Annotated in this window: 16 protein-coding genes and 1 pseudogene; 10 read left to right on the forward strand and 7 right to left on the reverse strand. The window is 60.9% G+C overall.

Annotation, left to right across the window (positions count from 1 at the left end; translation table 11 throughout):
- Positions 1 to 112 precede the first annotated feature (112 nt).
- The 3 genes from NVV72_03800 to NVV72_03810 are packed head-to-tail and all read right to left on the reverse strand — an operon-like array spanning position 113 to position 3,208.
- Positions 113 to 1,276 carry a TonB-dependent receptor gene (locus NVV72_03800; protein MCR6658492.1) on the reverse strand — a complete coding sequence of 388 codons (1,164 nt, stop codon included), beginning with the start codon at positions 1,274 to 1,276 and terminating at the stop codon, positions 113 to 115.
- Positions 1,230 to 2,930: a TonB-dependent receptor plug domain-containing protein gene (locus tag NVV72_03805; GenBank protein MCR6658493.1), complete on the reverse strand. Its 1,701-nt coding sequence runs from the start codon at positions 2,928 to 2,930 to the stop codon at positions 1,230 to 1,232. The genes NVV72_03800 and NVV72_03805 overlap by 47 nt, the downstream gene beginning before the upstream one ends.
- A complete protein-coding gene (locus NVV72_03810; GenBank protein ID MCR6658494.1) occupies positions 2,816 to 3,208 on the reverse strand; it encodes a hypothetical protein in 393 nt (130 codons plus the stop codon). Before NVV72_03810 ends, NVV72_03805 begins: the two co-directional genes overlap by 115 nt.
- Before the next feature lie 608 nt (positions 3,209 to 3,816).
- Here NVV72_03810 and NVV72_03815 point away from each other — a divergent pair.
- The 5 genes and pseudogenes from NVV72_03815 to NVV72_03835 all read left to right on the forward strand — a co-directional run bounded on the left by NVV72_03815 (position 3,817) and on the right by NVV72_03835 (position 11,433).
- Entirely contained in the window at positions 3,817 to 5,025 is a 1,209-nt protein-coding gene (locus NVV72_03815) for a D-galactonate dehydratase family protein (GenBank protein ID MCR6658495.1), read from the forward strand.
- A 212-nt stretch (positions 5,026 to 5,237) separates the two neighbouring features.
- A pseudogene (locus tag NVV72_03820) lies at positions 5,238 to 6,526 on the forward strand (MFS transporter).
- 9 nt (positions 6,527 to 6,535) lie between these two features.
- Positions 6,536 to 8,635: an alpha-glucuronidase gene (locus NVV72_03825; GenBank protein MCR6658496.1), complete on the forward strand. Its 2,100-nt coding sequence runs from the start codon at positions 6,536 to 6,538 to the stop codon at positions 8,633 to 8,635.
- A gap of 90 nt (positions 8,636 to 8,725) precedes the next feature.
- Complete coding sequence (locus NVV72_03830; GenBank protein MCR6658497.1) at positions 8,726 to 9,079, forward strand: hypothetical protein; 354 nt, start codon at positions 8,726 to 8,728, stop codon at positions 9,077 to 9,079.
- Entirely contained in the window at positions 9,079 to 11,433 is a 2,355-nt protein-coding gene (locus NVV72_03835; GenBank protein MCR6658498.1) for a glycoside hydrolase family 3 C-terminal domain-containing protein, read from the forward strand. Before NVV72_03830 ends, NVV72_03835 begins: the two co-directional genes overlap by 1 nt.
- 274 nt (positions 11,434 to 11,707) lie before the next feature.
- Here NVV72_03835 and NVV72_03840 read toward each other — a convergent pair whose 3' ends face one another.
- Positions 11,708 to 13,132, reverse strand: coding sequence for an MFS transporter (locus tag NVV72_03840; GenBank protein MCR6658499.1), 1,425 nt, complete (start codon positions 13,130 to 13,132; stop codon positions 11,708 to 11,710).
- Positions 13,096 to 14,454 carry an FAD-containing oxidoreductase gene (locus NVV72_03845; GenBank protein ID MCR6658500.1) on the reverse strand — a complete coding sequence of 453 codons (1,359 nt, stop codon included), beginning with the start codon at positions 14,452 to 14,454 and terminating at the stop codon, positions 13,096 to 13,098. The genes NVV72_03840 and NVV72_03845 overlap by 37 nt, the downstream gene beginning before the upstream one ends.
- Before the next feature lie 226 nt (positions 14,455 to 14,680).
- Here NVV72_03845 and egtB point away from each other — a divergent pair, with 226 nt between their 5' ends.
- The gene (gene egtB, locus NVV72_03850; protein MCR6658501.1) at positions 14,681 to 16,828 is read left to right on the forward strand and encodes an ergothioneine biosynthesis protein EgtB; all 2,148 of its coding nucleotides are present in this window, start codon (positions 14,681 to 14,683) and stop codon (positions 16,826 to 16,828) included.
- On the opposite strand, the gene NVV72_03855 is transcribed toward egtB, so the two are convergent.
- Together NVV72_03855 and NVV72_03860 are read right to left on the reverse strand one after the other, a co-directional pair.
- Positions 16,812 to 17,618: a betaine/proline/choline family ABC transporter ATP-binding protein gene (locus NVV72_03855; GenBank protein MCR6658502.1), complete on the reverse strand. Its 807-nt coding sequence runs from the start codon at positions 17,616 to 17,618 to the stop codon at positions 16,812 to 16,814. The genes egtB and NVV72_03855 overlap by 17 nt on opposite strands.
- Positions 17,611 to 19,482, reverse strand: a complete 1,872-nt coding sequence (locus tag NVV72_03860; protein MCR6658503.1) for an ABC transporter permease subunit — start codon at positions 19,480 to 19,482, stop codon at positions 17,611 to 17,613. Before NVV72_03860 ends, NVV72_03855 begins: the two co-directional genes overlap by 8 nt.
- A gap of 818 nt (positions 19,483 to 20,300) precedes the next feature.
- Here NVV72_03860 and NVV72_03865 point away from each other — a divergent pair.
- The 4 genes from NVV72_03865 to NVV72_03880 all read left to right on the forward strand — a co-directional run bounded on the left by NVV72_03865 (position 20,301) and on the right by NVV72_03880 (position 23,589).
- Positions 20,301 to 21,041, forward strand: a complete 741-nt coding sequence (locus NVV72_03865; GenBank protein ID MCR6658504.1) for a sigma-70 family RNA polymerase sigma factor — start codon at positions 20,301 to 20,303, stop codon at positions 21,039 to 21,041.
- A 4-nt stretch (positions 21,042 to 21,045) separates the two neighbouring features.
- Positions 21,046 to 22,440 carry a transporter gene (locus NVV72_03870; GenBank protein ID MCR6658505.1) on the forward strand — a complete coding sequence of 465 codons (1,395 nt, stop codon included), beginning with the start codon at positions 21,046 to 21,048 and terminating at the stop codon, positions 22,438 to 22,440.
- Between the two features lie 190 nt (positions 22,441 to 22,630).
- Complete coding sequence (locus tag NVV72_03875) at positions 22,631 to 23,365, forward strand: hypothetical protein (GenBank protein MCR6658506.1); 735 nt, start codon at positions 22,631 to 22,633, stop codon at positions 23,363 to 23,365.
- Between the two features lie 23 nt (positions 23,366 to 23,388).
- The gene (locus NVV72_03880; protein ID MCR6658507.1) at positions 23,389 to 23,589 is read left to right on the forward strand and encodes a hypothetical protein; all 201 of its coding nucleotides are present in this window, start codon (positions 23,389 to 23,391) and stop codon (positions 23,587 to 23,589) included.
- Positions 23,590 to 23,653: the final 64 nt, after the last annotated feature.

Raw genomic sequence — 23,653 nt, forward strand, 5'->3', positions numbered from 1 at the left:
GTGAAAGGACATTATCCAAAAAAAGGGTGATGCGCCAGAAGACGCACCACCAGAGCGGGGAGGTTCGGAAGAAAGAGCGGCGGCAGGTAACGGGGCCCCGCCACCGCAAGGTTTAGAACTTGCCGCGGATGCCGACCGAGATCGTGGTGCCCGCCTTGTACCAGTAGTTGGGCGCGCCATCGAACTGGAAGTTCTGGGTCTGGGTCGCGTCGGTCAGGTTGGTGGCGTTCAGCGTCAGCTCCATGTCACGGCTGAAACCAAAAGCCTGTTTCAGATTGACGCTGGCAGCCAGATCGAGCTGCTCGTAGCTTTCATTGAACAGAGTCGCCGCGGCAATGCCCTGCTGGTTGCCGAGCGTGGCCTGCGAACCGTCCCGATAGGTATCCGACAGGCGGACCGACCAGCCGTTCTTTTCGTAGAAAGCCGTGAAGTTCCAGGTCTTTTCGGGCACGCCGAGCGCGATGGCCGGAGCGGCGCCGGTGCCCTTCTGACGGATATAGGTGTAGTTGGTGCTGTAGCCGAAGCCTTCCAGCGGCGCCCAGAACTGGTCGAGCGGCTGGACCCAGGCGAATTCAAGACCATCGATCTTCAGTTCGCCGCTGGCATTGAACGGCTGGCTGATATTGACCTGGGCTACGGAGGGGCCGCCGCGCAGGTCGATGGCGTCCTTCTGCGACTGGTTCAGCGTGTCGTAGTTGACGCCGTACTGCGCCAGGAACGAGAACGGATAGAGGGTGTTCTGGTTCAGGGTGAAGCCGTTGATCCGCTTGTTGAAGGCGGCCAGCGACACATAGCCTTCCTTGCCGGTATACCATTCCAGGCCGAAATCGAGGTTCTTGGAAATGTAGGGCGTCAGGGACGGATTGCCGAGGCTGCCGTTGAAGGCCGAGATATCGCCGAAGCTCAGGCCCGGCAACATGCTTGACGGGTTCGGCCGGGTCATGGTGGTCGAGGCGGCGAAGCGGCCGATCAGGTTATCCTTGATATTATAGGCGAAATTGGCGGAAGGCAGGTAGTTCTTGTAGTGTGTCTCGTTGTAGGTGAACACGACGATATTGGGATACTTGGCGCCATCCAGCGAAGTGCTTGTATTGCGCGGATCGGGGATCGAGTTCTGGCCGCCGATGATCTGGTCGGTCGTCGTGGCGCGAACACCGAAATCATAGCGCAGGCGATGACCGAAGAGGTCGCGGTCGCCATTGATCTGGATATAGGCGCCCTGCACCTTTTCACGCAGGAAAGAGCGCGGCGAGTTGATGTTCGATCCGCCGGCCACCGGCGCGCTGGCCAGGAAGTCGTAATAGTGCAGAATCGGCGGCGAACTTCGACCAGTCGATATTGACGTAGCCGTAGGGCCCAGGGACCAGGTAGTCAGCTAGGCTGGATTGCGGGATCAGGGAGCCACCATAGGCCAGAGCCGGCATACCAGCGGAGAAGCCCGTGCCCAGGCCCGGATAGGCCGGATAGCCGGCGGCGATGGCCGAGGCCAGGTCGGTAATGACCTCGCCCTTGCAGGCCGGCTGCGAATTCGGTCCCGGCAGGTAGACGTTCGGATTGTTGCCACAGGCCGCGTTTTGCCAGGCCTGGGAATTATCATAGGGCGTGATCCGGCGCGACGTGTCGTCATAGGCCAGGCCCAGCTCCATGTTGAACTCCGGCGTACCCCAGTTGATATTGGTGTGGAAGCCGCGCGTCATTGTGGTCCGCGCCTCGGACTGTATGTTCAGGCGACCGCCATTCCAGCCGAAGCTCGCCGGATCGTTCAGATCGACATTGGAGGTGAAGGTCGGGTTGCCATCATGATTGGTGTAGGTGGCGGTCACCCCCGAACTGGCCGGGGTGATCAGGAGGACGGTCGGGGAATCGCGGCGGAAGTCGCTGTGCGTGTAATTGGCGTCAAAGGTCCACTTCAACTGGTCATTGATGTTCCAGGCGAAACCGGGATTGATCGAATAGAACTTGTTGGTTTCGATGAACGGGCGGTATTCGAGGAAGAACTGCGCATTGGCGAAGGTGGCGTCGGTGACCACGCAGCCATTGGTGCAGTCCGAACGATCGACCTTCATATTGAGCGGGATGAAAGAACCGCTGCGGCCAACAAAATTCATATCGGTGCGCTGCTGGTCATTGTCCTTCTGCGCCGCCATGCCGTCGAGCCAGAAACGCAGGGTTTCGGACGGACGATATTCGACGCTGAGGATGCCGCTGGTGCGGTCGCGCGAGCCATAATAGTGCATCGGGCGGCCGAGCCGCGGAACGATGGCGTTATCGATGGCCTCAATGGTCAGGCCGGGATTGAGCGCCAGAAGCAGGGCTTCGTCAATCGTGGCGCCGGTTGTCAGGCCATTGCCGGCATTGGCGGGCACGGTGGCCGGGATGGTCCAGTTGCCGCCGCCGGTATTGTTGCGCGTCGAGGCCGGGTTCATGGCGGCATTCAGGTTGGCATTGGTCCAGCCGACCGATTCAAACCCTTCGGCATTGATCGGGCTGTGCTGATAGGCCACGCCCGCCAGGACGCCGAAATCGCCCCACTTTTTCGAGAACATCAGCGAGCCCTTATAGCCCATGTCATCGACCTGACTGTTCTTGCTGCCTTCCAGCGAGAACTGGACATTGTCGCCCTTGAAATCGAACGGGCGCGCCTGACGCATATTGACCGCGCCGGCGGCCCCGCCCTCGACCTGGCTGGCCGAGGCCGACTTGCTGACCGTCAACTGGGTGAACAGTTCCGGCGGGAAGATATCGAGATCGACTTCGCGGTTGGTGTTGCTGGTATTGACATCTCCGGTCGAGGCCACGGCCACCGGCGCCCCGTTCAGCAGCACCTTTGTGAAGCTGGAGCCCAGGCCGCGAATGGCGATGGTTGTGCCTTCGCCAGTGATTTCGCGGGCGATGGTGATGCCGGGGATGCGGTTGAACGATTCCGCCAGGTTGGTATCCGGAAACTTGCCCATGTCTTCGGAAAAGATCGATCCTCGAAGCCGGTGGCGCGTTTCTTGGCCGAGGTCGAATTCAGCAGGCTGCCGCGATAGCCGGTGACGACGACTACCGTATTGTCATCCGCGGGTGCGGCGGCGGGCGCCGCATTCTGGACGGTTTCCTGGGCGGCGTCCTGGGCATTGGCGATGCCGGCAAAGCCGGTCAGCAAGGTGGCGCCGAGCAGCGCGACCTTGAACGTATGGCGGGCGTGACCCGAAGCTTTTGGCATGATTTGTTCCCTGTCTGGAATTTGCAGTTCGTGTGCAATTCTTTGGCGCCGCCACAATCTGATAGCGGTCACATACCGCCTTGGTAATTGGCCTGTCTGAAATTGTCAATAATGGCCTGACCAATTTTGACACAACTTCATCACAATTCCGCCACCTCAACTGCCAAACCCCACAAAGGCAAAACGTTGCCATTTAAATTAAAATTCACATAAGTATCTATTTTAACTGAACTTATTTACATTTATCACTCCCTAAAATCTTTATTTTGCAAAATGGCTCTTCACTTATTGGTCAGATATGTTGCGCTTATGAAACGCTTCCGCAGCGTCATAATTAAATGATAGCGAGAGAACACTTCACCGCTCCCGTCGCCACGCAGGGGAATTTCGCCGAATACACGCGCCGCATCCTGGCTGGACGCATAATCACGGTCATGAATCCGCATTTCCGGTTTACATCAGGGCAAAATAGATTATTGGTATGACCAATATATACATTACGGGCGAGTGAAAGGCCAAGTGTACCAATGGATTCCCCCAAGACCTCCGATGCCGAACCCAATAACAACGCTCCAGGCGCCGGGGACGCAGCAAACGGTCAGTCCGGCCTGGTCATCCGGTCGGCGAAAGTCATCATCACCTGCCCCGGCCGCAACTTCGTCACGCTCAAGATCGAAACGAACCAGGGCGTCTACGGCATCGGCGACGCCACGCTGAATGGCCGCGAACTGGCCGTGGCCAGTTATCTGACCGACCATGTCATCCCCTGCCTGATCGGCCGCGACGCCCACCAGATCGAGGACATCTGGCAATATCTCTACAAGGGCGCTTACTGGCGGCGCGGCCCGGTCACCATGTCGGCCATCGCTGCCGTGGACATGGCGCTGTGGGATATCAAGGCCAAGGTGGCCGGCCTGCCGCTTTATCAGTTACTCGGCGGCGCCAGCCGCGAGGCCGTTATGGTCTATGGCCACGCCAATGGCGTATCTGTCGAGGATACTGTCAATGTGGCGCTGGATTACAAGGCCCAGGGTTACAAGGCCATCCGTCTGCAATGCGGCGTACCCGGCCTGGCTTCGACCTACGGCGTCTCCAAGGACAAGATGTTCTACGAACCGGCCGATGCGGACCTGCCGACCGAGAACCTGTGGAACACCGAAGCCTATATGCGCGTCGTGCCGAAGCTGTTTGCCGCCGCCCGCGACGCCCTGGGCGAAGAGGTCCACCTGCTGCACGATGTCCACCACCGCCTGACGCCGATCGAGGCCGGGCGCCTCGGCCGCGATCTCGAACCCTACCGGCCCTTCTGGATGGAGGACGCGGTCGTCGCCGAGAACCAGGACAATTTCCGCCTGATCCGCCAGCACACGACGACTCCGCTGGCCGTCGGCGAAATCTTCAACACCATCTGGGACTGCAAGGAGCTGATCCAGAACCAGTTGATCGATTATATCCGCGCCACGGTCGTCCATGCCGGCGGCATCACGCACCTTCGTCGTATCGCCGCCTTTGCCGATATCTATAATGTGCGCACCGGCTGCCACGGCGCCACCGACCTATCGCCGGTCTGCATGGCGGCGGCCCTGCACTTCGACCGTTCGATCCCCAATTTCGGCATTCAGGAATATATGCGCCACACTGAGGCGACCGACGAGGTCTTCCCGCATGGCTACTATTTCAAGGACGGCTTCCTCTACGCGTCGGAAACGCCGGGTCTGGGCGTTGACATCGATGAGGAAAAGGCCGCCAAATATCCCTACAAACGCGCATACTTGCCGGTGAACCGCCTGCAGGACGGCACTATGTTCAACTGGTAGACTGATTTAAGAAAGCAAGACCCCCACCACCACTCGCTTCACTCGTGCCCCCCTCCCCGACAAGCGGGGGAGGATCAAGACAGAAAGCGCATACACATATCTTGTACCTCCCCGCTTGTCGGGGAGGGGGACCGCGCCCAAAAGGGCGTGGTGGTGGGGTTTCTGACTTAAAACAAAATGACGGAGGCCGCCTCCGCAAACAGGGAAACACCATGGAAACGACCGCGCCGGACACCATAGCCACGCCCAAACCAGCCGGCTACATTCGCTGGATCGTCTGCGGTATCTTGTTCCTGGCCGTGGTCATTTCCTATATCGACCGGCTGGTCATTTCCGTGCTCAAGCCAAGCCTGGCCGCGCAATATAACTGGTCCGAAACCGGCTATGCCGACATGGCCTTTTACTTCCAGCTTGTCTATGGCATCGCCTTCCTGATCTCCGGTCGCATCATCGATAAAATCGGCGCCAAGGCCGGTTACAGCTTCGCCATGATCATCTGGACCGCCGGCCACATGATGCACGCCCTCTTTACCTCTACCACGGGCATGATCCTCGCGCGCCTGCCGCTGGCCATGGGCGAGGCCGCCACCTATCCTGCCGCGCTTGTGGCCGCTAACTCGTGGTTTCCGAAAAAGGAACGCGCCCTGGCCATCGGCATCCTCAATGCCGGGGCCAATGTCGGCGCCATCGTTACGCCTCTGATCGTGCCGGCCATCGCCCTGGCCTGGGGCTGGCGCGCCGCCTTTATCGTCACCGGTCTGTTTTCGGTCGTCTGGCTGGTCATCTGGTGGATTTTCTACCGCAAGCCGCGCGATCACAAGCTGGCGACGGCTGCCGAGGTGGCGTGGATCGAGTCGGACGTAACCACCGAAGAACCGATCAATAAGGTCTCCATCCTGGGCATGCTGAAATATCGCCAGACCTGGGCCTATATGTGCGGCCGCTTCCTGATCGATCCCGTCTGGTGGACCTTCCTGTTCTGGCTGCCGGCCTTTTTCGCCAAGCAATTCGACGTCAAACTTAGCGGCTTCGGACCGCCGCTCGTCGCCATCTACCTGCTGGCTGATGTCGGCTCGATCTTCGGCGGCTGGCGCTCCTCCAGCTATCTGAAACGGGGCTGGGAACCTAACAAGGCGCGCAAGACCGCCATGCTGATCATGGCCTTTGTCGTCCTGCCGGTCGCCTTCGTGACCTTCATGCCGAACATGTGGTGGGCGGTGCTGCTGATCGGCCGGCCTGCGCCGGACACCAAGGCTTTTCGACCAACCTCTTCACCATGCCGGGCGACCTCTATCCGCACTATGCCTCCGGCACAGTAGCCGGTCTCGGTGGCCTGGCCGGGGCCTGTGGCGGGATGCTGATGGCCAAATTCGCCGGCATCATCCTGCAAACTACCGGCGGCAACTATACGCCGATCTTCGTCGTCTCCTCGGTCATGTATCTGCTCGCTTTCTGCGTTGTTCACCTGCTTTGCCCGCGCTGGGAAAAGGTTTCTTTGTAAGGACTTTTCATGCATCGTCTGATTGCCGCTGTCGTTTTCGCCGTCACCACCCTGACGACCGTCGCTCATGCCGAAGATGGCTACGATCTGTGGCTGCGCTACAAGCCCGTGGAAGCCGGCTATGCCGCACAATATAAGCCGCGCGCCACTGCGATTGTCGGCGGTGATACGCCGATCCTCGCCAGCGCCAAATCCGAACTGAAACGAGGTCTGGATGGGCTGCTGGGGCAGGATACCCCCATAGTCGCGGCGCCCATCGATGGCGCCATTGTGCTGCAAACCGGCGACACGACCCTGCCCGAAGAGGGCTTCTGCATCGAGACCAAAACGCTCGACGGTCATCCGGTCACCGTGATCAGCGCCAGAACCGACCAAGGCGCGCTTTATGGCGCCTTCCGCTTCCTGCGTGAGGTCCAGACCCGCGCCCCGCTCGCCGATATCAGCGACGCCCCCAAGATCAAACGCCGCGTCATCGATCACTGGGACAATCTCAACGGCTCCATCGAGCGTGGCTATGCCGGCACGTCGATTTTCGACTGGTGGCGGCTACCCGATCTCGTCGATCCGCGCCTGACCGACTATGCCCGCGCCGAAGCCTCGATTGGCGTCAACGGCGTGGTGCTCAACAATGTCAACGCCAAGACCGACAGCCTGACAGCCCCCTACCTGCAAAAGACCGCAGCCATTGCCAAGGTCTTCCGCCCCTGGGGCATCAAGGTCTACCTGTCGGCCCGCTGGACCGCGCCGATCGAGCTGGGCGGGCTGAAGACCGCCGATCCGCTCGATCCCGCTGTCCATGCCTGGTGGAACGCCAAGGCGGACGAAATCTACACTCTGATCCCTGATTTCGGCGGCTTCCTGGTCAAGGCCAATTCCGAAGGCGAGCCCGGTCCGGGCGACTATGGCCGCAACCACGCCCAAGGCGCCAACATGCTGGCCGCGGCGCTGAAACCGCACGGCGGCATCATCATGTGGCGCGCCTTTGTCTATTCCGAGCACGACGCCAATGACCGCGCTAAGCAGGCCTATAACGAGTTCAAGCCGGTCGAGGGCCAGTTCGCCGATAATGTTTTGCTTCAGATCAAGAACGGCGCCATCGACTTCCAGCCGCGCGAGCCCTTCCATCCTTTGTTCGGCGCCATGCCGAAGACCAATGAGATGCTGGAGGTGCAGATCACCAAGGAATATCTCGGCCAGGGCACGCACCTCGTCTATCAGGGTCCGCTCTACGAAGAGACGCTCAAGGCTGACACCTATGCCGAAGGCAAGGGCTCGACCGTGGCAAAAATCATCGATGGTTCGCTCGATCACCACACGCTGACCGGCATGGCCGGCGTGTCGAATGTCGGGGACGATCGTAACTGGACCGGCCATGATTTCAGCCAGGCCGACTGGTACGCCTTCGGCCGGCTGGGCCGGGACCCCGAAGCCTCCAGCCGCGACATCGCCACCGACTGGGTGAAGATGACCTTCTCCAACGATCCGGCCTTTGTAAAACCCGTTGTCGATATGATGATGGCCTCGCGCGAGATGGCGGCCAACTACATGACGCCGCTTGGCCTCGCCCACCAGATGGCGACCGGCCACCACTACGGCCCAGGCCCGTGGGTATGCGATCTCGCCCGCCCGGAATGGAACCCGTGCTACTACGCCAAGGCGGATGCGAAAGGCATCGGCTTCGACCGTACCAAGACTGGCTCTGACGCTCTGGCGCAATATGCCCCCGCCGCCGCGAAACAATGGGCTGATCCCCGGAAAATGGACGAGCGCTACCTGCTGTGGTTTCATCATCTGCCATGGACTTACAAGGTAAAATCCGGCCGTACCCTGTGGGACGAACTGGTCACCGATTACGACAGGGGCGCGAAACAGGCGGCGCAGATGCAGACCACCTGGTCGGCCATGAAGCCTTACGTCGATGCGGAGCGCTTTGCCGCCGTCTCGTCCAATCTCGGCATCCAGGCGCGCGAAGCCAAATGGTGGCGCGATGCGTCGATCGCTTATTTCCAGTCGAAGTCCGGCCTGCCCCTGCCGACCAGCATCGCCCCGCCGGAACATGACCTCGACTATTACAAGTCGCTGCAATTCCCTTACGCGCCGGGTCACTGATCCAGCGGTCGGCTTGACGATCCTTCGCTTTAGATGATACCGCTAACACAACCACATCAAAGATCAAAAAAAAAACTGAGGAAATGCCCCATGAACCGTCGCGTCACCTTCACGGGCCGCCTTCTGGCATCCGCCGCCCCGCTGGCTCTCGTCCTGATCCTGTCCCAATCCGTCCACGCCGCCACGCCGGAAGCCTGCGCCTCCACGGCTTGCGCCTTTCTCGATAAAAGCCTGACACCGGAGCTGCGCGCCAAAGACCTGGTGTCGCGCATGACGCTGGAGGAAAAGGCCGCCCAGATGCAGGACAATGCCCCGGCCATTCCGCGCCTTGGGCTCAAGCGCTACGGCTGGTGGAACGAGGTGCTGCATGGCGTGGCCCGTGCCGGCGACGCCACCGTCTATCCGCAGGCCATTGGCCTGGCCGCAACTGGGATACCGCCCTGATGGGCCGGATCGGCGACGCCATCGCCACTGAAGGCCGCGCCAGTCACAATGCCGCCCTGGCCCGCGATCCCTCCGGCACCGACCGCTATTTCGGCGTCAACTACTGGTCGCCCAATATCAATATTTTCCGTGATCCGCGCTGGGGCCGCGGCCAGGAGACCTATGGAGAAGATCCCTTCCTGACCGGCCATATGGCCGTCAGTTTCATCCACGGCATCCAGGGCGATAATCCGCTTCTCTACAAGGGCGTCGCCACGCCGAAACACTTCGCCGTCCATTCCGGGCCTGAGCCGCTGCGTCATGGCTTTAATGTCGATGCTTCACCCTTCGATCTGGAAGACACCTACCTGCCGGCTTTCCGTTCGGCTATTGTCGATGGCCAGGCCGATTCCCTGATGTGCGCCTATAACGCCATAGATGGCTATCCGGCCTGCGAAAGCCCGCTGCTGCAAAACCGCCTGCGCGGCGACTGGAAATTCAAGGGCTTTATCGTCACGGACTGCGATTCCATCGATGACATGGTGACCGGCCACAAGAAATATGCCGATGCCGCGTCGGCTTCCGCGGCGGCCATAAAGGCCGGGGCCGATCTCGATTGCGGCACCACCTACAAGGCCATTCCGGAGGCCGTGACGCGCGGCCTGATCACGCAGGCCGATCTTGATGTCTCGCTGGAACGCCTGATGGCGGCGCGCATCCGCATGGGCCTGATCGACGGCAGTACCTATGATCAGATTCCCGCCAGCGAGATCAATTCCGCCACCCACCGCGCCCTGGCTTTGAAAACGGCTGAGGAATCGATGGTGCTGCTCTCCAATAAAGGCAATGCCCTGCCCCTGAAAGGCACGGAAAAGATCACCGTCATCGGCCCCAATGCGCAACTGCTGCAAAGCCTGGAAGGCAACTATACCGGCGTGCCGGTCGATCCGTCCTACCCGCTCGACGCCCTGAAAGCCGCGTTCGGCGCCGCCAATGTCGCCTACGCCGCTGGTGCGCCCTTAACCGACGGGATGCGCACGCCGGTGCCCACGACCTTCCTGAAAACCTCTGCCGGCAGCAGCGAAAATGGCCTCAAGGGCGAGTATTTCGACAACCTGACCTTCGCCGGCGCGCCGAAGATGACGCGCACCGATCCGGTGATCAATTTCGATTTCTACCGCACGGCACCGAAAGGCTTCAAACCGCTCGGCTTCAGCATCCGCTGGACCGGGGTGATCACCCCGCCGGCGCCGGGCAAGTACCAGATCGGCTTCCGGATGCAGACGCCGCGTCCGGGTGTGTCGGCGCCAGATGTGAAAGTGTGGATCGATGGCAAGCTGGTGGTGACGCCGGAGCTTTCCGCCGCCGCCGGCCGTGACGAAGCCTATTGCGGCGGCGCCTGCGCCAAACCACCAATGGCGCCGGTCGCCTACGAATTCACCGACACCAAACCGCACGATATCCGCATCGACTATGTCCGCACAGTCGAGGACCGCGCCTCGTCGCTCGACTGGATCGCGCCGGTCCAGCCCCTGATCGACGGGGCGGTAGAGGCTGCGAAACAGAGCGATACCGTCATCGCCTTTGTCGGCCTGTCACCCGATCTCGAAGGCGAGGAAATGGCTGTCAGCTTCCCCGGCTTCAAGGGCGGCGACCGCACCTCGCTGGCCCTGCCTGAGGCGCAGCAAAAGATGCTGGAGGCGGTGAAAGCCACCGGAAAGAAACTGGTCGTCGTCTATATGACCGGCGGGGCGATTTCCGATCCCTGGGTGTCAGAAAACGCCGATGCCGTGCTCCAGGCCTGGTATCCGGGTGAAGCCGGCGGCGAGGCCATTACCAACACGCTTACGGGCAAGAACAATCCCGGCGGCCGCCTGCCCTATACCGTCTACCGCGATGTCGCCGACCTGCCATCATTTGAGGACTACTCAATGAAGGGCCGCACCTATCGCTATTTCAAGGGCCAGGTGCTTTATCCCTTCGGTCACGGCCTGAGCTACACGAGCTTCACCTATGACAATCCGGTGCTCTCCGCCAAAACCCTCAAGGCGGGCGATAGGGCCACGGCCAGCGTCACGGTGCGTAACAGCGGCAAGCAGGATGGCGACGAGGTGGTGCAACTCTATCTCGCCAAGCCCGGCGACACGGCCAATCCGGTGCTCGCCGGCTTCTCGCGCGTGTCGCTGAAAGCTGGCGAAAGCCGCACGGTGTCCCTGGCGCTCGATGCCCGCGCCCTGTCGCAGGTCGGTCAGGACGGCAGCCGCAAGGTGCTGCCGGGCGCATACAGCGTCAGTATCGGCGGCGGCCAGCCCGGCTTCGCGGCCACGGTTTCAGCGAAACTGACTGTCAACGGAAGCGCTGACGTGCCGAAATAATCAGGCCCAAATACTCAACCAGCCTTCTGGGGGTCGTCGTCGGGTTCTTCCTCAACGCGGCCCCTGAAAGGCGACAGGCCATCCAGTTCATTGGCCGGCCGGGGAATAGCCACGGTATTGCGGTCGCGCTCCAGTGCGGGCGTACCGCCGGAAGGCGGATTGGGTTTCTTTTTGCAGGGTCATGGAAGCCTCCTTGTCAGTCCCCATCCTAACGCGCTACCCATAAATATTCGGACAGGATCGACGGCGCGATCATAAGTCTTCGGCAAGTCCCCTATTCCGCCCTGATGGCCATTCGGGCGGAAACCAGGCAAAACGCGCTGGCGGACGCCAGAACGCAAGCGCCAGCGCACAGGGTCATGGCAACGCGAAAGCCGGCGATCAGGTCATGGCCGGAAGCGCCGAGCACACCACCCAGCAATGCGGTCGCGATCATCCCGGCCGTCCGCGCTACGGCGCTGTTGAGGCCCGACGCCGAGCCCGTGTGGGCGTCATCGACCGATGACAGCACGGCCGTCGTCAGGGGCGCCACGGCGCCGGCCATGCCGATGGCGAGCACCAGGATGCCGGGAAAAACGTCCGTCCAATAGCCGGCCCGTTCATCGATGCGCAGCAAAAGCGCGAAACCGGCAGCGACCAGCAACGGACCGATGGTTAAAGGCAGGCGCGGGCCGGTCTTTTCCGCCACGCTCCCCATCACCGGTGACGCCACGGCCAGCAGGGCGGCGAATGGCAAAAGCGCCGCCCCCGCTCCGGTGCCCGAATAGCCGGCAGCCGTGATCAGCACGTAGGGCACCAGCACCATCAGCGCACCAAGTGCGCCGTATAATAAAAGGGTCAGCAATGTCAGACCGGCAAAGGTCCGCGAACCGAACAGAGCCAGCGGCATCATCGCCGAATTGCCGCGCGCATTCTCGACATAGAGAAACACCCCGGCCAGGACGACTCCGAAAATAACGGCAATGATTGCCGCCAGGGTCCAGCCGGCCGGTCCGGTGCCGATGGTCAGCCCCCAGGTCATCGCGCCCAGACTGCCCGTCGCCAGCAGGCCGCCCGGCACATCCAAGGCGGAGGCCTGAGGGCCACGCGGCGTATCCCTGATATAGACTTTGGCCAGGCCGATGGCGCCGAGAGCCGGTGGCAGGTTGATCAGGAAGATCGACCGCCAGCCGATGGTGTCGATCAGCCAGCCGCCAAGCACCGGTCCCAACGCGCCCATGACCGCGCCGGCGGCGGCCCATATGCCGACCGCCCAGCCCTTGGCTTCGCCGCTGAAGGTGCTGCCGAGAATGGCCAGGCTATTTGGCAACAGAATGGCCGCACCAACGCCCTGAGCCGCCCGCCCCGCCAACAGCCAGAACAGGCTGGGCGCCAGGGCGCAAGCCAGCGAAGCGACAGCGAACACCGCCGTGCCCACGACCAGCAGGCGCTGACGGCCGAACCGGTCACCCGCCGCGCCGCCGAGCAGCAACAAGGCACCCAGCGGCAACAGATAGGCGTTGATGATCCACTGCAGGTCGGCCGCGCCAGCCTCAAATGACGCACCGATGGCCGGCAGGCCTACATTCACCACCGAGCCGTCGATAAAGGACAGGGATGACGCCAATATGGTCGTCAGCAGGATCAGGGCCGCATGGCGAGGTTGCCCGGTCTTAGGCGACATCATGCCGGTTTCAAACCCTTCAGCACGGTGGGCCACAGTTCGGAAACCGTCGGGTGGATAGGCACCGCCCATTGCAGCACATCAAAGGTCACGCCGGCATTCATCATGTCCAGAACGCCGTGGATGGCCTCGTCGCCGCCGGTGCCGAGAATGGCGGCGCCGAGGATTTTCCGGCTGTCGGCATCAACCACCACCTTCATGAAGCCTTTCGTTTCACCCTTCTCGACCGCCCGGCCGACGCGGGTCATCGGCCGCGTACTGACCAGCACCTTGTGGCCGGCCTTTTCCGCCTCGGCTTCTCCCATCCCGACCCGGCCGAGCGGCGGATCGATATAGAGGGCATAGCCCAGGACACGATCGCTAACCTTGCGGTTTTCGCCATCGAGCAAATTGGCGGCGATGATCTCGAAATCGTTGAAAGCCGTATGGGTAAAGGCGCCCTTGCCATTGCAATCACCCATGGCCCAGATACCGGGCACGTTGGTCTGGAGGTCGTCGCCCACCGCGATATAGCCGCGCGCATCGAGTTTTATACCGGCAACCTCCACGCCGAGATCATCGGTATTGGGCCGGCGGCCGACGGCCACCAACAGGTCGGAACCCGTCACCTCGCCATCCGACAGGCGCACGGTGATACCATCGCCGCCCTGCGACACACCGTTGATATCGCCCCCGGTATGAACGGCAATCCCCTCGTCTTCCAGAATCTTGCGGATGGCGTCGGAGATATCCGTATCCTCACGGGCGATCAGGCGGTCGCCTTTTTCCACGATACTGACCTGTGCCCCGAAACGCCGATACATCTGAGCGAATTCCAGCCCGATATAGCTGCCGCCGAGAATGACCAGATGTTCGGGCACCCGGTCGAGCGTCACGATCGAACTGTTGGTCATGTATGGCACGTCTGCCAGTCCGGGAATGGGCGGCACCGCCGCCCGGCCGCCGACATTGAGGAAGATCTTCGGGGCGGAGATAATCTCATCTCCAACCTGGAGGGTCGTCGCGTTTTGGAAACGGGCGTGACCGGTCATGACCGTCACGTTCTTCATGCCGCGCAGCCAGTTTTCGACACCGCTGCGGGCATCCATAGTCACCTTATGGGCGCGTGCCGCCACGGCCTTCATGTCGATGCGGACGTCGCCGGTCATCACGCCGAAATCCGCGCCGCGCCGCGCCAGACGGGCGGCATAGGCACTGGCCACCAGCGCCTTGGTCGGCATACAGCCGGTATTGACGCAGGTGCCGCCGAAGAATTTTCGTTCGACCACGCAGACCGTTTGTCCGGCCGCGCTGAAACGTTCAGCCAGTGACGGACCGGCTTGGCCGGCCCCGATGATGATGGCGTCGAAGGTTTTCATGGCGGCTCCTGCATTTTGCGCTGATCGTTACGCCCGGCAGAATAAAAATACAGCCGGAAATCAAAAACCGTGATCAAGGTATGTCAGAACCTGTCAGCAGTGAACCGCGGCGCTCTGGCGAGTCCGGGCGCACCACCCATCTTAAACGCAGGAAGCACGTATCTGCTCATTTAAAACTTATATTTTCCAAACGATAGTCAGCGACAAAAATCAAAAGGGGCCAGGCATGGATACCGTTCACCACCCGATAACGGAAAAGACGACCGAACACAGTCCGCTGTCCTGCGCCTTCACGAAAATGCGCGCCCATACCCTGGCCCTGATCGCGCCCCTGACGGCCGAAGACATGGTGGTGCAATCCATGCCCGATGCCAGCCCGGTCAAGTGGCACCTGGCGCACACAACCTGGTTTTTCGAAACCTTTCTGCTGAAGGACCAGCCCGGCTACCGGGTGTTCGATCCGGCCTATGCCTATCTGTTCAACTCCTATTATGAGGCGCTTGGCCCCCGCCAGCCGAGAGCGCAGCGCGGCCTGCTGACCAGGCCGCCACTCGCCGATATCCTGGCCTATCGCGCCCATGTCGATCAGGCGATGAACCACCTGCTGCAATCCGATCTGCCGGCCGAAACCGAAGACCTGATCCGCCTGGGTATCGCCCATGAAGAGCAACATCAGGAACTGATCCTGATGGACGGGCTGCACCTGCTGGCGCAATCGCCGCTGAAACCGGCCTACTGCCCGCGCACCCCGGCCGATGCCGGCGGCAGGCATGGCCGCTTCCAGCTCCGGCCGGGTGGCCTGGTCGAGATCGGCCACACGGGCACAGGCTTCGCCTTTGATAATGAAGCCCCGCGCCATCGCACCTGGTTGCAGCCTTTCGAAATCAGCGACCGCCTGGTTACCAATGGTGAATGGCTGGCATTCATGGCTGATGGCGGTTACAATCGTGCCGATCTGTGGCTCTCCGATGGCTGGGCGCAGGTACAGGCCCACGGCTGGAATGCGCCCTTCTATTGGCAAGCCGATGGCAATGACTGGCAGGAAATGACCCTGCGCGGCCCGCAAGCCATCGCCTTTGACGCGCCGGTGACGCACATCAGCTATTATGAGGCCGGCGCCTATGCCCACTGGGCCGGGGCGCGTCTGCCCACCGAGGCCGAATGGGAGGCCGCGGCCGCCGACGGCGTGCTGGAACAGGTGGATGACGTTGCCTGGCAATGGACCGGCAGCGCCTATCTCCCTTACCCCGGCTTTCAGCCTGGCGCCGGGGCGGTCGGCGAATATAATGGCAAGTTCATGAGCGGCCAGATGGTGCTGCGCGGCGGCTCCGCCTTCACCCCCGCCGGCCATGCGCGCCTTACCTACCGCAATTTCTTCGCACCGGAAAAGCGCTGGGTGCGGTCCGGCCTGCGGCTGGCGCGTGATATCTCCGCCGGCACGACTGGCGATGTTTCTGACGACGGCTTTGCCGCCGATGTGGTGGGCGGCCTCTCCGCCCGGCAAAAATCCCTGTCGCCGAAATATTTCTATGATGCCACAGGCTCCGAACTGTTCGAGGCCATCTGCCGGCTCGACGAATATTACCCGACCCGCACCGAAACGGCCCTGCTCACCCGCATCGCCCCGGAACTGACGGCCGGTATTCCCGCCGATGCCGTGCTGGTCGAATTCGGCAGCGGCGCCAGCGAAAAGACGCGCCTGCTGCTCGATGCCGCGCCGCAAATCACCGGTTATGTGCCGATCGATATCAGCGAGGACGCCCTGCGCCAGGCCACCCTGCGCCTGAAGGCAGCCTATCCAAAACTGGCGGTGACGCCGGTGGTCGGCGACTTTACCTCTGACGTTTCCCTGCCCAGCGCCCTGAAAGGCCGGCCGCTGATCGGCTTCTTCCCCGGCTCGACCATCGGCAATTTCAGCCATGCCGAGGCGGTTACCTTCCTGCGCAATGTACGCGGGCTACTAGGCCACAAAGCCCGCCTGATCCTGGGGGCCGACATGGTCAAGGACGAGGCGACGCTGGTCGCCGCCTATGACGATGCGAAAGGCGTCACTGCGGCATTCAACAAGAACCTGTTGGTCCGCATCAACCGCGAACTCGACGGCAATTTTGACCCCGACGCCTTCGATCATCTGGCGGTCTGGAATCCGGTCTATGAACGTATCGAAATGCACCTCGTCTCGCGCAAGGACCAGATCGTAAAAGCGGCCGGCCATGCCTTCGCCTTCAAGACCGGTGAGCGCTTCCACACCGAAAATTCGCACAAGTTCACGCCGGCCTCACTGACGCGGCTGGCGGCTGGCTCCGGCTGGAAAATCGAGCGGCAATGGATCAGCCCGGCGCCCGAATTCGGTATTTTCAGTCTCGGTTCCTGATCTTCACAAACCGGGCAACATAATCATCCGCCGGATGACTAAGGATATCCGCCGGCGTGCCGGTCTGCACGATCTCCCCGTCCTTCATGATGGCGATGCGATTACCCAGCCGCAACGCCTCGTCGAGATCATGCGTAACGAAGACGATGGTCCGCTTCAGCCGCTGTTGCAGCCCCTGAAGCAGATCCTGCATGTCGGCGCGGGTCAGGGGATCGAGCGCCGAAAATGCCTCATCCATCAACAGGATTCCGGTCTCGACCGCCAGGGCGCGCGCCAGCCCGACACGCTGTTTCATGCCGCCCGACAACGCATCAGGCCGCGCCTTTTCATAACCTTCCAGCCCCACAGCCGCGATCCATTCCCGTGACTTGTCGTGCGCCGTCTGTCTGTCCTCGCCCCGCGCCGCCAGGCCGAAGGCGACATTCTCCAGCACATCGAGATGCGGCAGCAGGCCGAAGCCCTGAAACACCATGCTGACCTTGCGGCGACGGTATTCCCGCAAGGCCGCGGCCTCCAGCGTCCGCACATCCACGCCATCGACGTGGATATCGCCGGCTGACGGCTCGATCAGCCGGTTGATATGACGGACCAAGGTCGACTTGCCGGAGCCCGACAGGCCCATCAGCACACAGACCTCGCCATCGGCGATATCGAGCGTCACGTCGCGCAGGGCCAGGGTGCAGCCGGTCGCCGTCAGGATGTCCGCCTTGCCGGCGCCCTGTTCCGCCATCGCCAAAGCGGCGGCTTCCTTGCGGCCGAAAACCTTGGTGAGGTGGCGCAGCTCAATCATGCGATGCCCCTTTCCCGCCAAAGCCTTGCGTTATCCGATCGAGCACAAAGGCCAGGATGACGATGCCCAGGCCCGCCTCCAGCCCCATGCCGACGTCGAGCGTCTGGATACCGTTCAGCACCAGCTCGCCCAGGCCGCGCGCCCCGATCATTGAGGCAACGACCACCATGGACAGCGCCAGCATGATGGTCTGGTTGACGCCCGCCATCAGGGTCGGGCGCGCCAGCGGCAGTTCCACCCGCCACAGCCTCTGCCACGGCGTCAGACCGAACGAGTCGCCCGCTTCGCGCACCTCATGATCAACGCGCTCGATGCCCAGGGTCGTCAGCCGGATCATCGGCGGCAGGGCGTAGATGACTGTGGCCAGGATCGCCGGCACCTTACCGAGGCCAAACAGCATCAGGGCAGGAATGAGATAGACGAAGGCCGGCAGGGTCTGCATGATATCGAGCACCGGCTGGCTTAGTCCCTTGATCCAGCGCGATTTTGCCGCGGCGATGCCGACTGGCAAGCCGATCAGCACGGACAAAAAACTGGCGATCAGCATAAGGGTCAGGGTCTGGGTCATTAGGCTCCACAAGCCGAGCAGTCCCATGACGAACATCAGCCCACCGACCGCCGTCGTCAGGCCGATCCGCCGCGTACCCAGCCAGGCCAAGCCCATGAAAAAAGCGATCAGCAGCCACCACGGGATGACATTGAACAGGCTGTCCAGCGCCACGATGACGCTCAAACCGGCATTGGACAGCGCCCGGAACCCGGCGCCATGATCGCGCACCAACCCGGCCACGGCCTCATTGACCGGCTGGCGGATGGACAATGTCCAGCGTGCCGGAAAATTTGATTTCGGCACCGGCGCCGCCGTGCCCAGACTGGTCGAAATCCGTTCGGCGGTGTCCGCATCCACCCATTGCCGCCACAGGTCCGGACGCGCCTTCAGAAACCACACCGCCTGCGCCCGCGCGGTCAGCTTGCCGTCGGCCCGTCGCACCAGGTTGGCGTTCAGGTCATCGATGGGGAAGGTCGCCTTCGCCAGCATCGCGGCGATGGCCGGGGCCCTTTCGGCAAAAGGGGTCGATACCCCATAGGCGACATCGGCCGGCGGTGCGGCGCACCCTTGCGTGTGTCGGCCATTCCGGCTGGTCAGATCGGCCCAGCAGGCGGCCGACCACGGCGGCTCTTTCAGTTGCACCAGTTTCAGACGTGCGGCGATCGGGCTTGGTGACCAGTAATAGAAAAGGATCGGCTGTTTCTGCGCATAGGCGGCAGTAATGGCGGCATCCATGGCCGGTCCGGTGCCAGGACGAAAATCGACATAGGCGCCGGTCAGCCCGTAGGCTTTCAGCTTGGCGCTGTTGACGCCCTCGCACGTCCAGCCGGAGGGGCAGTTGAGAAACCGCCCCTTGCCGGGTTGCTCCGGATCGCGGAACAGGGCGACATAATGCGAATCGGCAAGCTGGCCGACACTGTTCAGGCCAGCAGCCACGGCATCCGGACCATGCACCATATAGTCCGGCACATACCAGCCTTCACGCGCCTCGGTAAACGGGTGACCGATGGCTTTTACCGTGCCTTCAACTGCCGCCTTTTTCCACACATCGCTGCGGCTGACCCATTCCTCGGCCAGGATCTGGATGTCGTCATTGGCCAGGGCCTGTTCGAGCGTGACGGTATTGCCCGGCACGGTTTCGGTGGCGCACCCATAGCCGCGCTCGATGATCTCCTGCATGACGGCAGTAATGAACTCGCCGCTTTCCCAGTTTACCCCGGCGAATCGCACGCGGCCGCTAACGGGGCACTCCGCTTTCGCCAGGGCCGGACCTGACAGGCCGGTAAAAAGCAAGACCAGGACACATGCCCACATATGGGCCGCCGCTGTTGCATTCCGGGACACAAAACGTCTCAAGACCCGCTCCTGCCTGCCACGCGGACGCAAATTTACCGCCAAAACACTCAATCAGAGGCGTTATATATGCGCAATCACGTTTTTGTTTTTTCCCGACTTCCCCAGAATGGCGACTATTTTTTGACGCCGCCCCATTGTGATCACGATTTCAGCTTCCCCGGCATCAACTACATCGATGTAGACGCAAGGCCGGCGACCAGCGCCCCTGAACGCCGAAACAATCGCGGCAACAAGCATATATAATTAAAAAAAGTGATATTGTATTTGAAATATATTTTATTATAAATTTATAATACTTTACCATATTATTTTTTTATGCCATTTTAATTATTTTTATTTGGAAATAATTTTAATTTATAATAACAACTATCAAAATGAAATTAAACGCACCCTGTGGGATATGCCGCTAAAAGGAAGCCCTTCCCAACCAAAATCCCGCCTTGGCACAAAATACCCCATTTGATTGAATTTGTGATAAAATAAAGTGACTTCCGCTTGTAAAGAAACTGCGTTATATTAAGGTGTGTTAACTTATTCCGAGGCGGCGCCCTCCTGTTTGACCGCCGAGGAGCATACCGGACTCACGGTCGCGTCGCGTTATACTTAGTAAAACAGTATCGCATACATGAAGTTTAGCCAATTTTAAGTAAATATTCGACTCAGCTTAAATCCATTTGTATGGGCTGAATCGAATATAATCACCCGGCGATCGACATCCTGGGCAGGTATTTTGTGCGCGTAATAATCCCAAAAAGCAGGAAGACGCGGGAAGAACAATGAGAGTCGATGTTAATGACTGGCGCCAGAACAGGGACCAGGCCGATAAGCCGACGCGTGATGCGGCATCCATCGCCCTTTCAGGCAACGCGCCGCAAATGACGACACATGACTCGCCCGGCAGCCAGGCTTCACCAGATAGCTTCCGTGACGCAATGATCGCCCTGATCCCGGCCCTGCGCATCCAGGCCGCCACGCGCGTCAGATCACGCAGCGAAGCCGACGACCTGGTACAGGAGACGCTCACGCGCGCCTGGTGTTACCGCGCCAGCTTCCAGGAAGGCAGCAACCTCAAGGCGTGGCTCTACAAGATCATGCAGAACTGCTTCTACCATGATTTGTCGCGGCAGCGCGATACGGTGGCGGATGTAGAGGGGCGCTGGGCCGCCATGTTGAGCGTCGCCCCCTCGCAGGAATGGCGCCTGCAATATAACGACATGCTGTCCGCGCTCGATCATCTGCCGCCCGACGCCCGTGCCGCGCTCGTGCTGATCGGCGCCTCGGGATGTTCGTATGAAGAGGCTGCCGAACTGGCAAATTGCCCGGTCGGCACCTTAAAAAGCCGCGTCAACCGGGCGCGGGAAAAGCTGGCCAGCCTGATCGATAACGGTGTCGATATCCATCAGACACGGCTTGCCGGAATGCCGCCCACACCCCCAGCGCCCACACCTCCGCCCCCCATGCACAGGCCATTTCGGGCGCAGGCCGTCGACCCGAATCTGCAACCTTCCGGGGAGTAGGTACATGCGACACGTCCAAAGACACGCGCCGCCCTTAAACGTCGGTTTGCTTGCCCTGATGGCCGGCGCCGGCCTGCTCGTTATGGCCCGCCCGGCCCTGGCCGCCGACCAGGCCACAGACCGGCGCCTGGCTGAGATCAAACAGGCTCTGCAAGTTCAGGAAAGCCGACTGAACACACAAGAACAACAGTTGGCCGACCAGCAGAAAACGCTGGCCACCCAACAGGCGGAAATCGACAGGCTGCGGGCGGAACGCGATGGCCTGCTCGCTGATATTCGGGCCGGCCGCAGCGATGCTCCGGCGGGGAGCGACACGGCCGTGCCCTATGCCAGCCTTTCGCCAAATACCAGTTCCACTCCCGGCGCCCTCTCCGGTTCGGATACCTCCACATCCGGCGCGCCGGCCATGACCGTGTCCCAGGTCGAACCCATGCGGCCTGATCCCCTGCCGCAACAGCCGGTCGGGGCCGCACCGCCGCCCAAAAAGGTCGAGGAGGTCGCCGCCCTGCCGGAACATGTCGGGGTTCTCACCCCGAAAGGCAAACTCGTCTTCACGCCGTCGCTGGATTATGTCCGGTCCAGTTCCAACCGCCTGGTCTTCCGCGGTGTCGAAATCGTCCCCGGCATCCAGGTGGGCGTCATCGAGGCCAATGATGCCGACCGTGATTCGGCGGTTGCCACCGTTGCCATGCGCTATGGCCTGACCAGCCGGCTGGAGGTGGAAGCCCGCATCCCCTATGTCTATCGTCATGACCGCGTCACCACCCTGGCACAGCGCGACGAGACCATCAACCGAACCAGCGAACTCGATGGCCAGCAGATCGGCGATGTCGAATTCTCGGCGCGCTATCAGCTCAATGAGGTCCGCCCCGGCCGCGCCATATTCGTCGCCAATGCGCGCATCAAGCCCCCTACCGGCCTCAGCCCCTACGATGTCGGCTATGATCAGTTCGGCGTCGCCACCAGTCTGGCCACCGGGTCGGGATTCTGGGCGATCGAAGGCGGCATCACCATGCTTTACCCCAGCGATCCGGGCGTTATCTTCGGCAGCCTGAGCTATCTGCACAACGTACCGCGCGATATCAACAAGGAAATCGGCGGCGCCATGGTCGGCCGTGTCGAACCGGGTGATGCCATCAGTGCCAGCCTGGGCTTCGGCCTGGCGCTCAATCCGCGCTTCTCGGTGTCATTCGGCTACAGCCACAGCTTCATCTTCCCGACCAAGACACAGATCGGCACCACCATTCAGCAGTCCAACAGCCTTCAGGTCGGCTCCCTTCTGATGGGCTGGTCCTACCGCGTGAATGACCGCATGACCCTGACCAATAATTTTGAATTCGGGGTCACCAGCGATGCCCCCGACATGCGCATGGTCGTCGCAGCACCCATGAGTTTTTAAGGGCGCAAATACTGATTTGAGCCAAAAAGCAAGTCAATATTCTGCGATTATTGGACAGTCTTATGTATTTGGTTAATAAGGAAAAATAAATACTCGAACCGGTACTTTTCGAGGGAACTTTTCTGGCTTGACCCGATTTAATGAAGTGAAGGACGGTCCTTCAGAATTCATGAATTCGAGGTTCACTCAAATGACCAGCAAAAGCATCAAATTACTTGCGTCCGCTTCCGCCATGGCCCTTGGCCTGATGATGGCCGGCGCTGCTTACGCGCAAATCCACAATGAAGCAGACGACGGCTCGACGGGCACGCTCAATGCCTATAACGACAACTCGCTCGATAATGTCGGCAATGCCACTGCCACCGATTCCGGCAACACGACCACCAACACCGACGCTTCCAATCAGGGCAATGACAACTCGACCAACTCTGCCACACTTGGTGTGTCGGTTGCCGATTCGGGCAATACGACCACCAACACGGACAATTCCAACAATGCCGTAACCGACAATTCCAATAACTCGGTTACGGATAATTCGAACAATTCGACCAACACGGCCGATTCCGGCAACGACAATTCAATCAATACGAATGTCGCCGACTCCGGCAACGACAACTCGAACAACTCGGTCAATACGGCCGATTCGGAAATGACAATTCCAACAGCTCGACCAATACGGCCGATTCCGGCAATACCACGAACAATACCGATAACTCGAACAACTCGACCAATACCAGCCTTGCCGACTCGGGCAACGACAATTCGAATAACTCGACGAATACGGCCGACTCCGGCAATGATAATTCCAATAATTCGACAAACACCAGCGTTGCCGATTCCTACAACGCGGACAGCTCGGGCTCTGGCAATGTCACCGATTCGAACAACACGGACAGCTCTACAAATGTCGCCTATATCAGCCTGACCAATCAGGATCTGTCGGCCAGCGTGACCGGCTCCAGCGTCAGCCTGAGTGCGGCCGATCAGGACCAGGAAGGTAACCTCACAACCGGTAATATCGTGGCGCGCGGCGGTTCATACGCCAACTTCTCAGGCGTCCAGACCGCCAGCTCGAATACCGGCATCGGCTCCATCAACCAGGCCGCCACGGCCCTTTCAGCGAACGCCAATATCAGCTTCGGTCAATAGGCTGAGCGCCGGGCACGACAACACCGTGCCCGGCTCTACTTTCCGCGTGTCTCAAAGTCCGCTT

It is taken from the genome of Asticcacaulis sp. (assembly GCA_024707255.1).
In the GTDB taxonomy this organism is placed as follows: domain Bacteria; phylum Pseudomonadota; class Alphaproteobacteria; order Caulobacterales; family Caulobacteraceae; genus Asticcacaulis.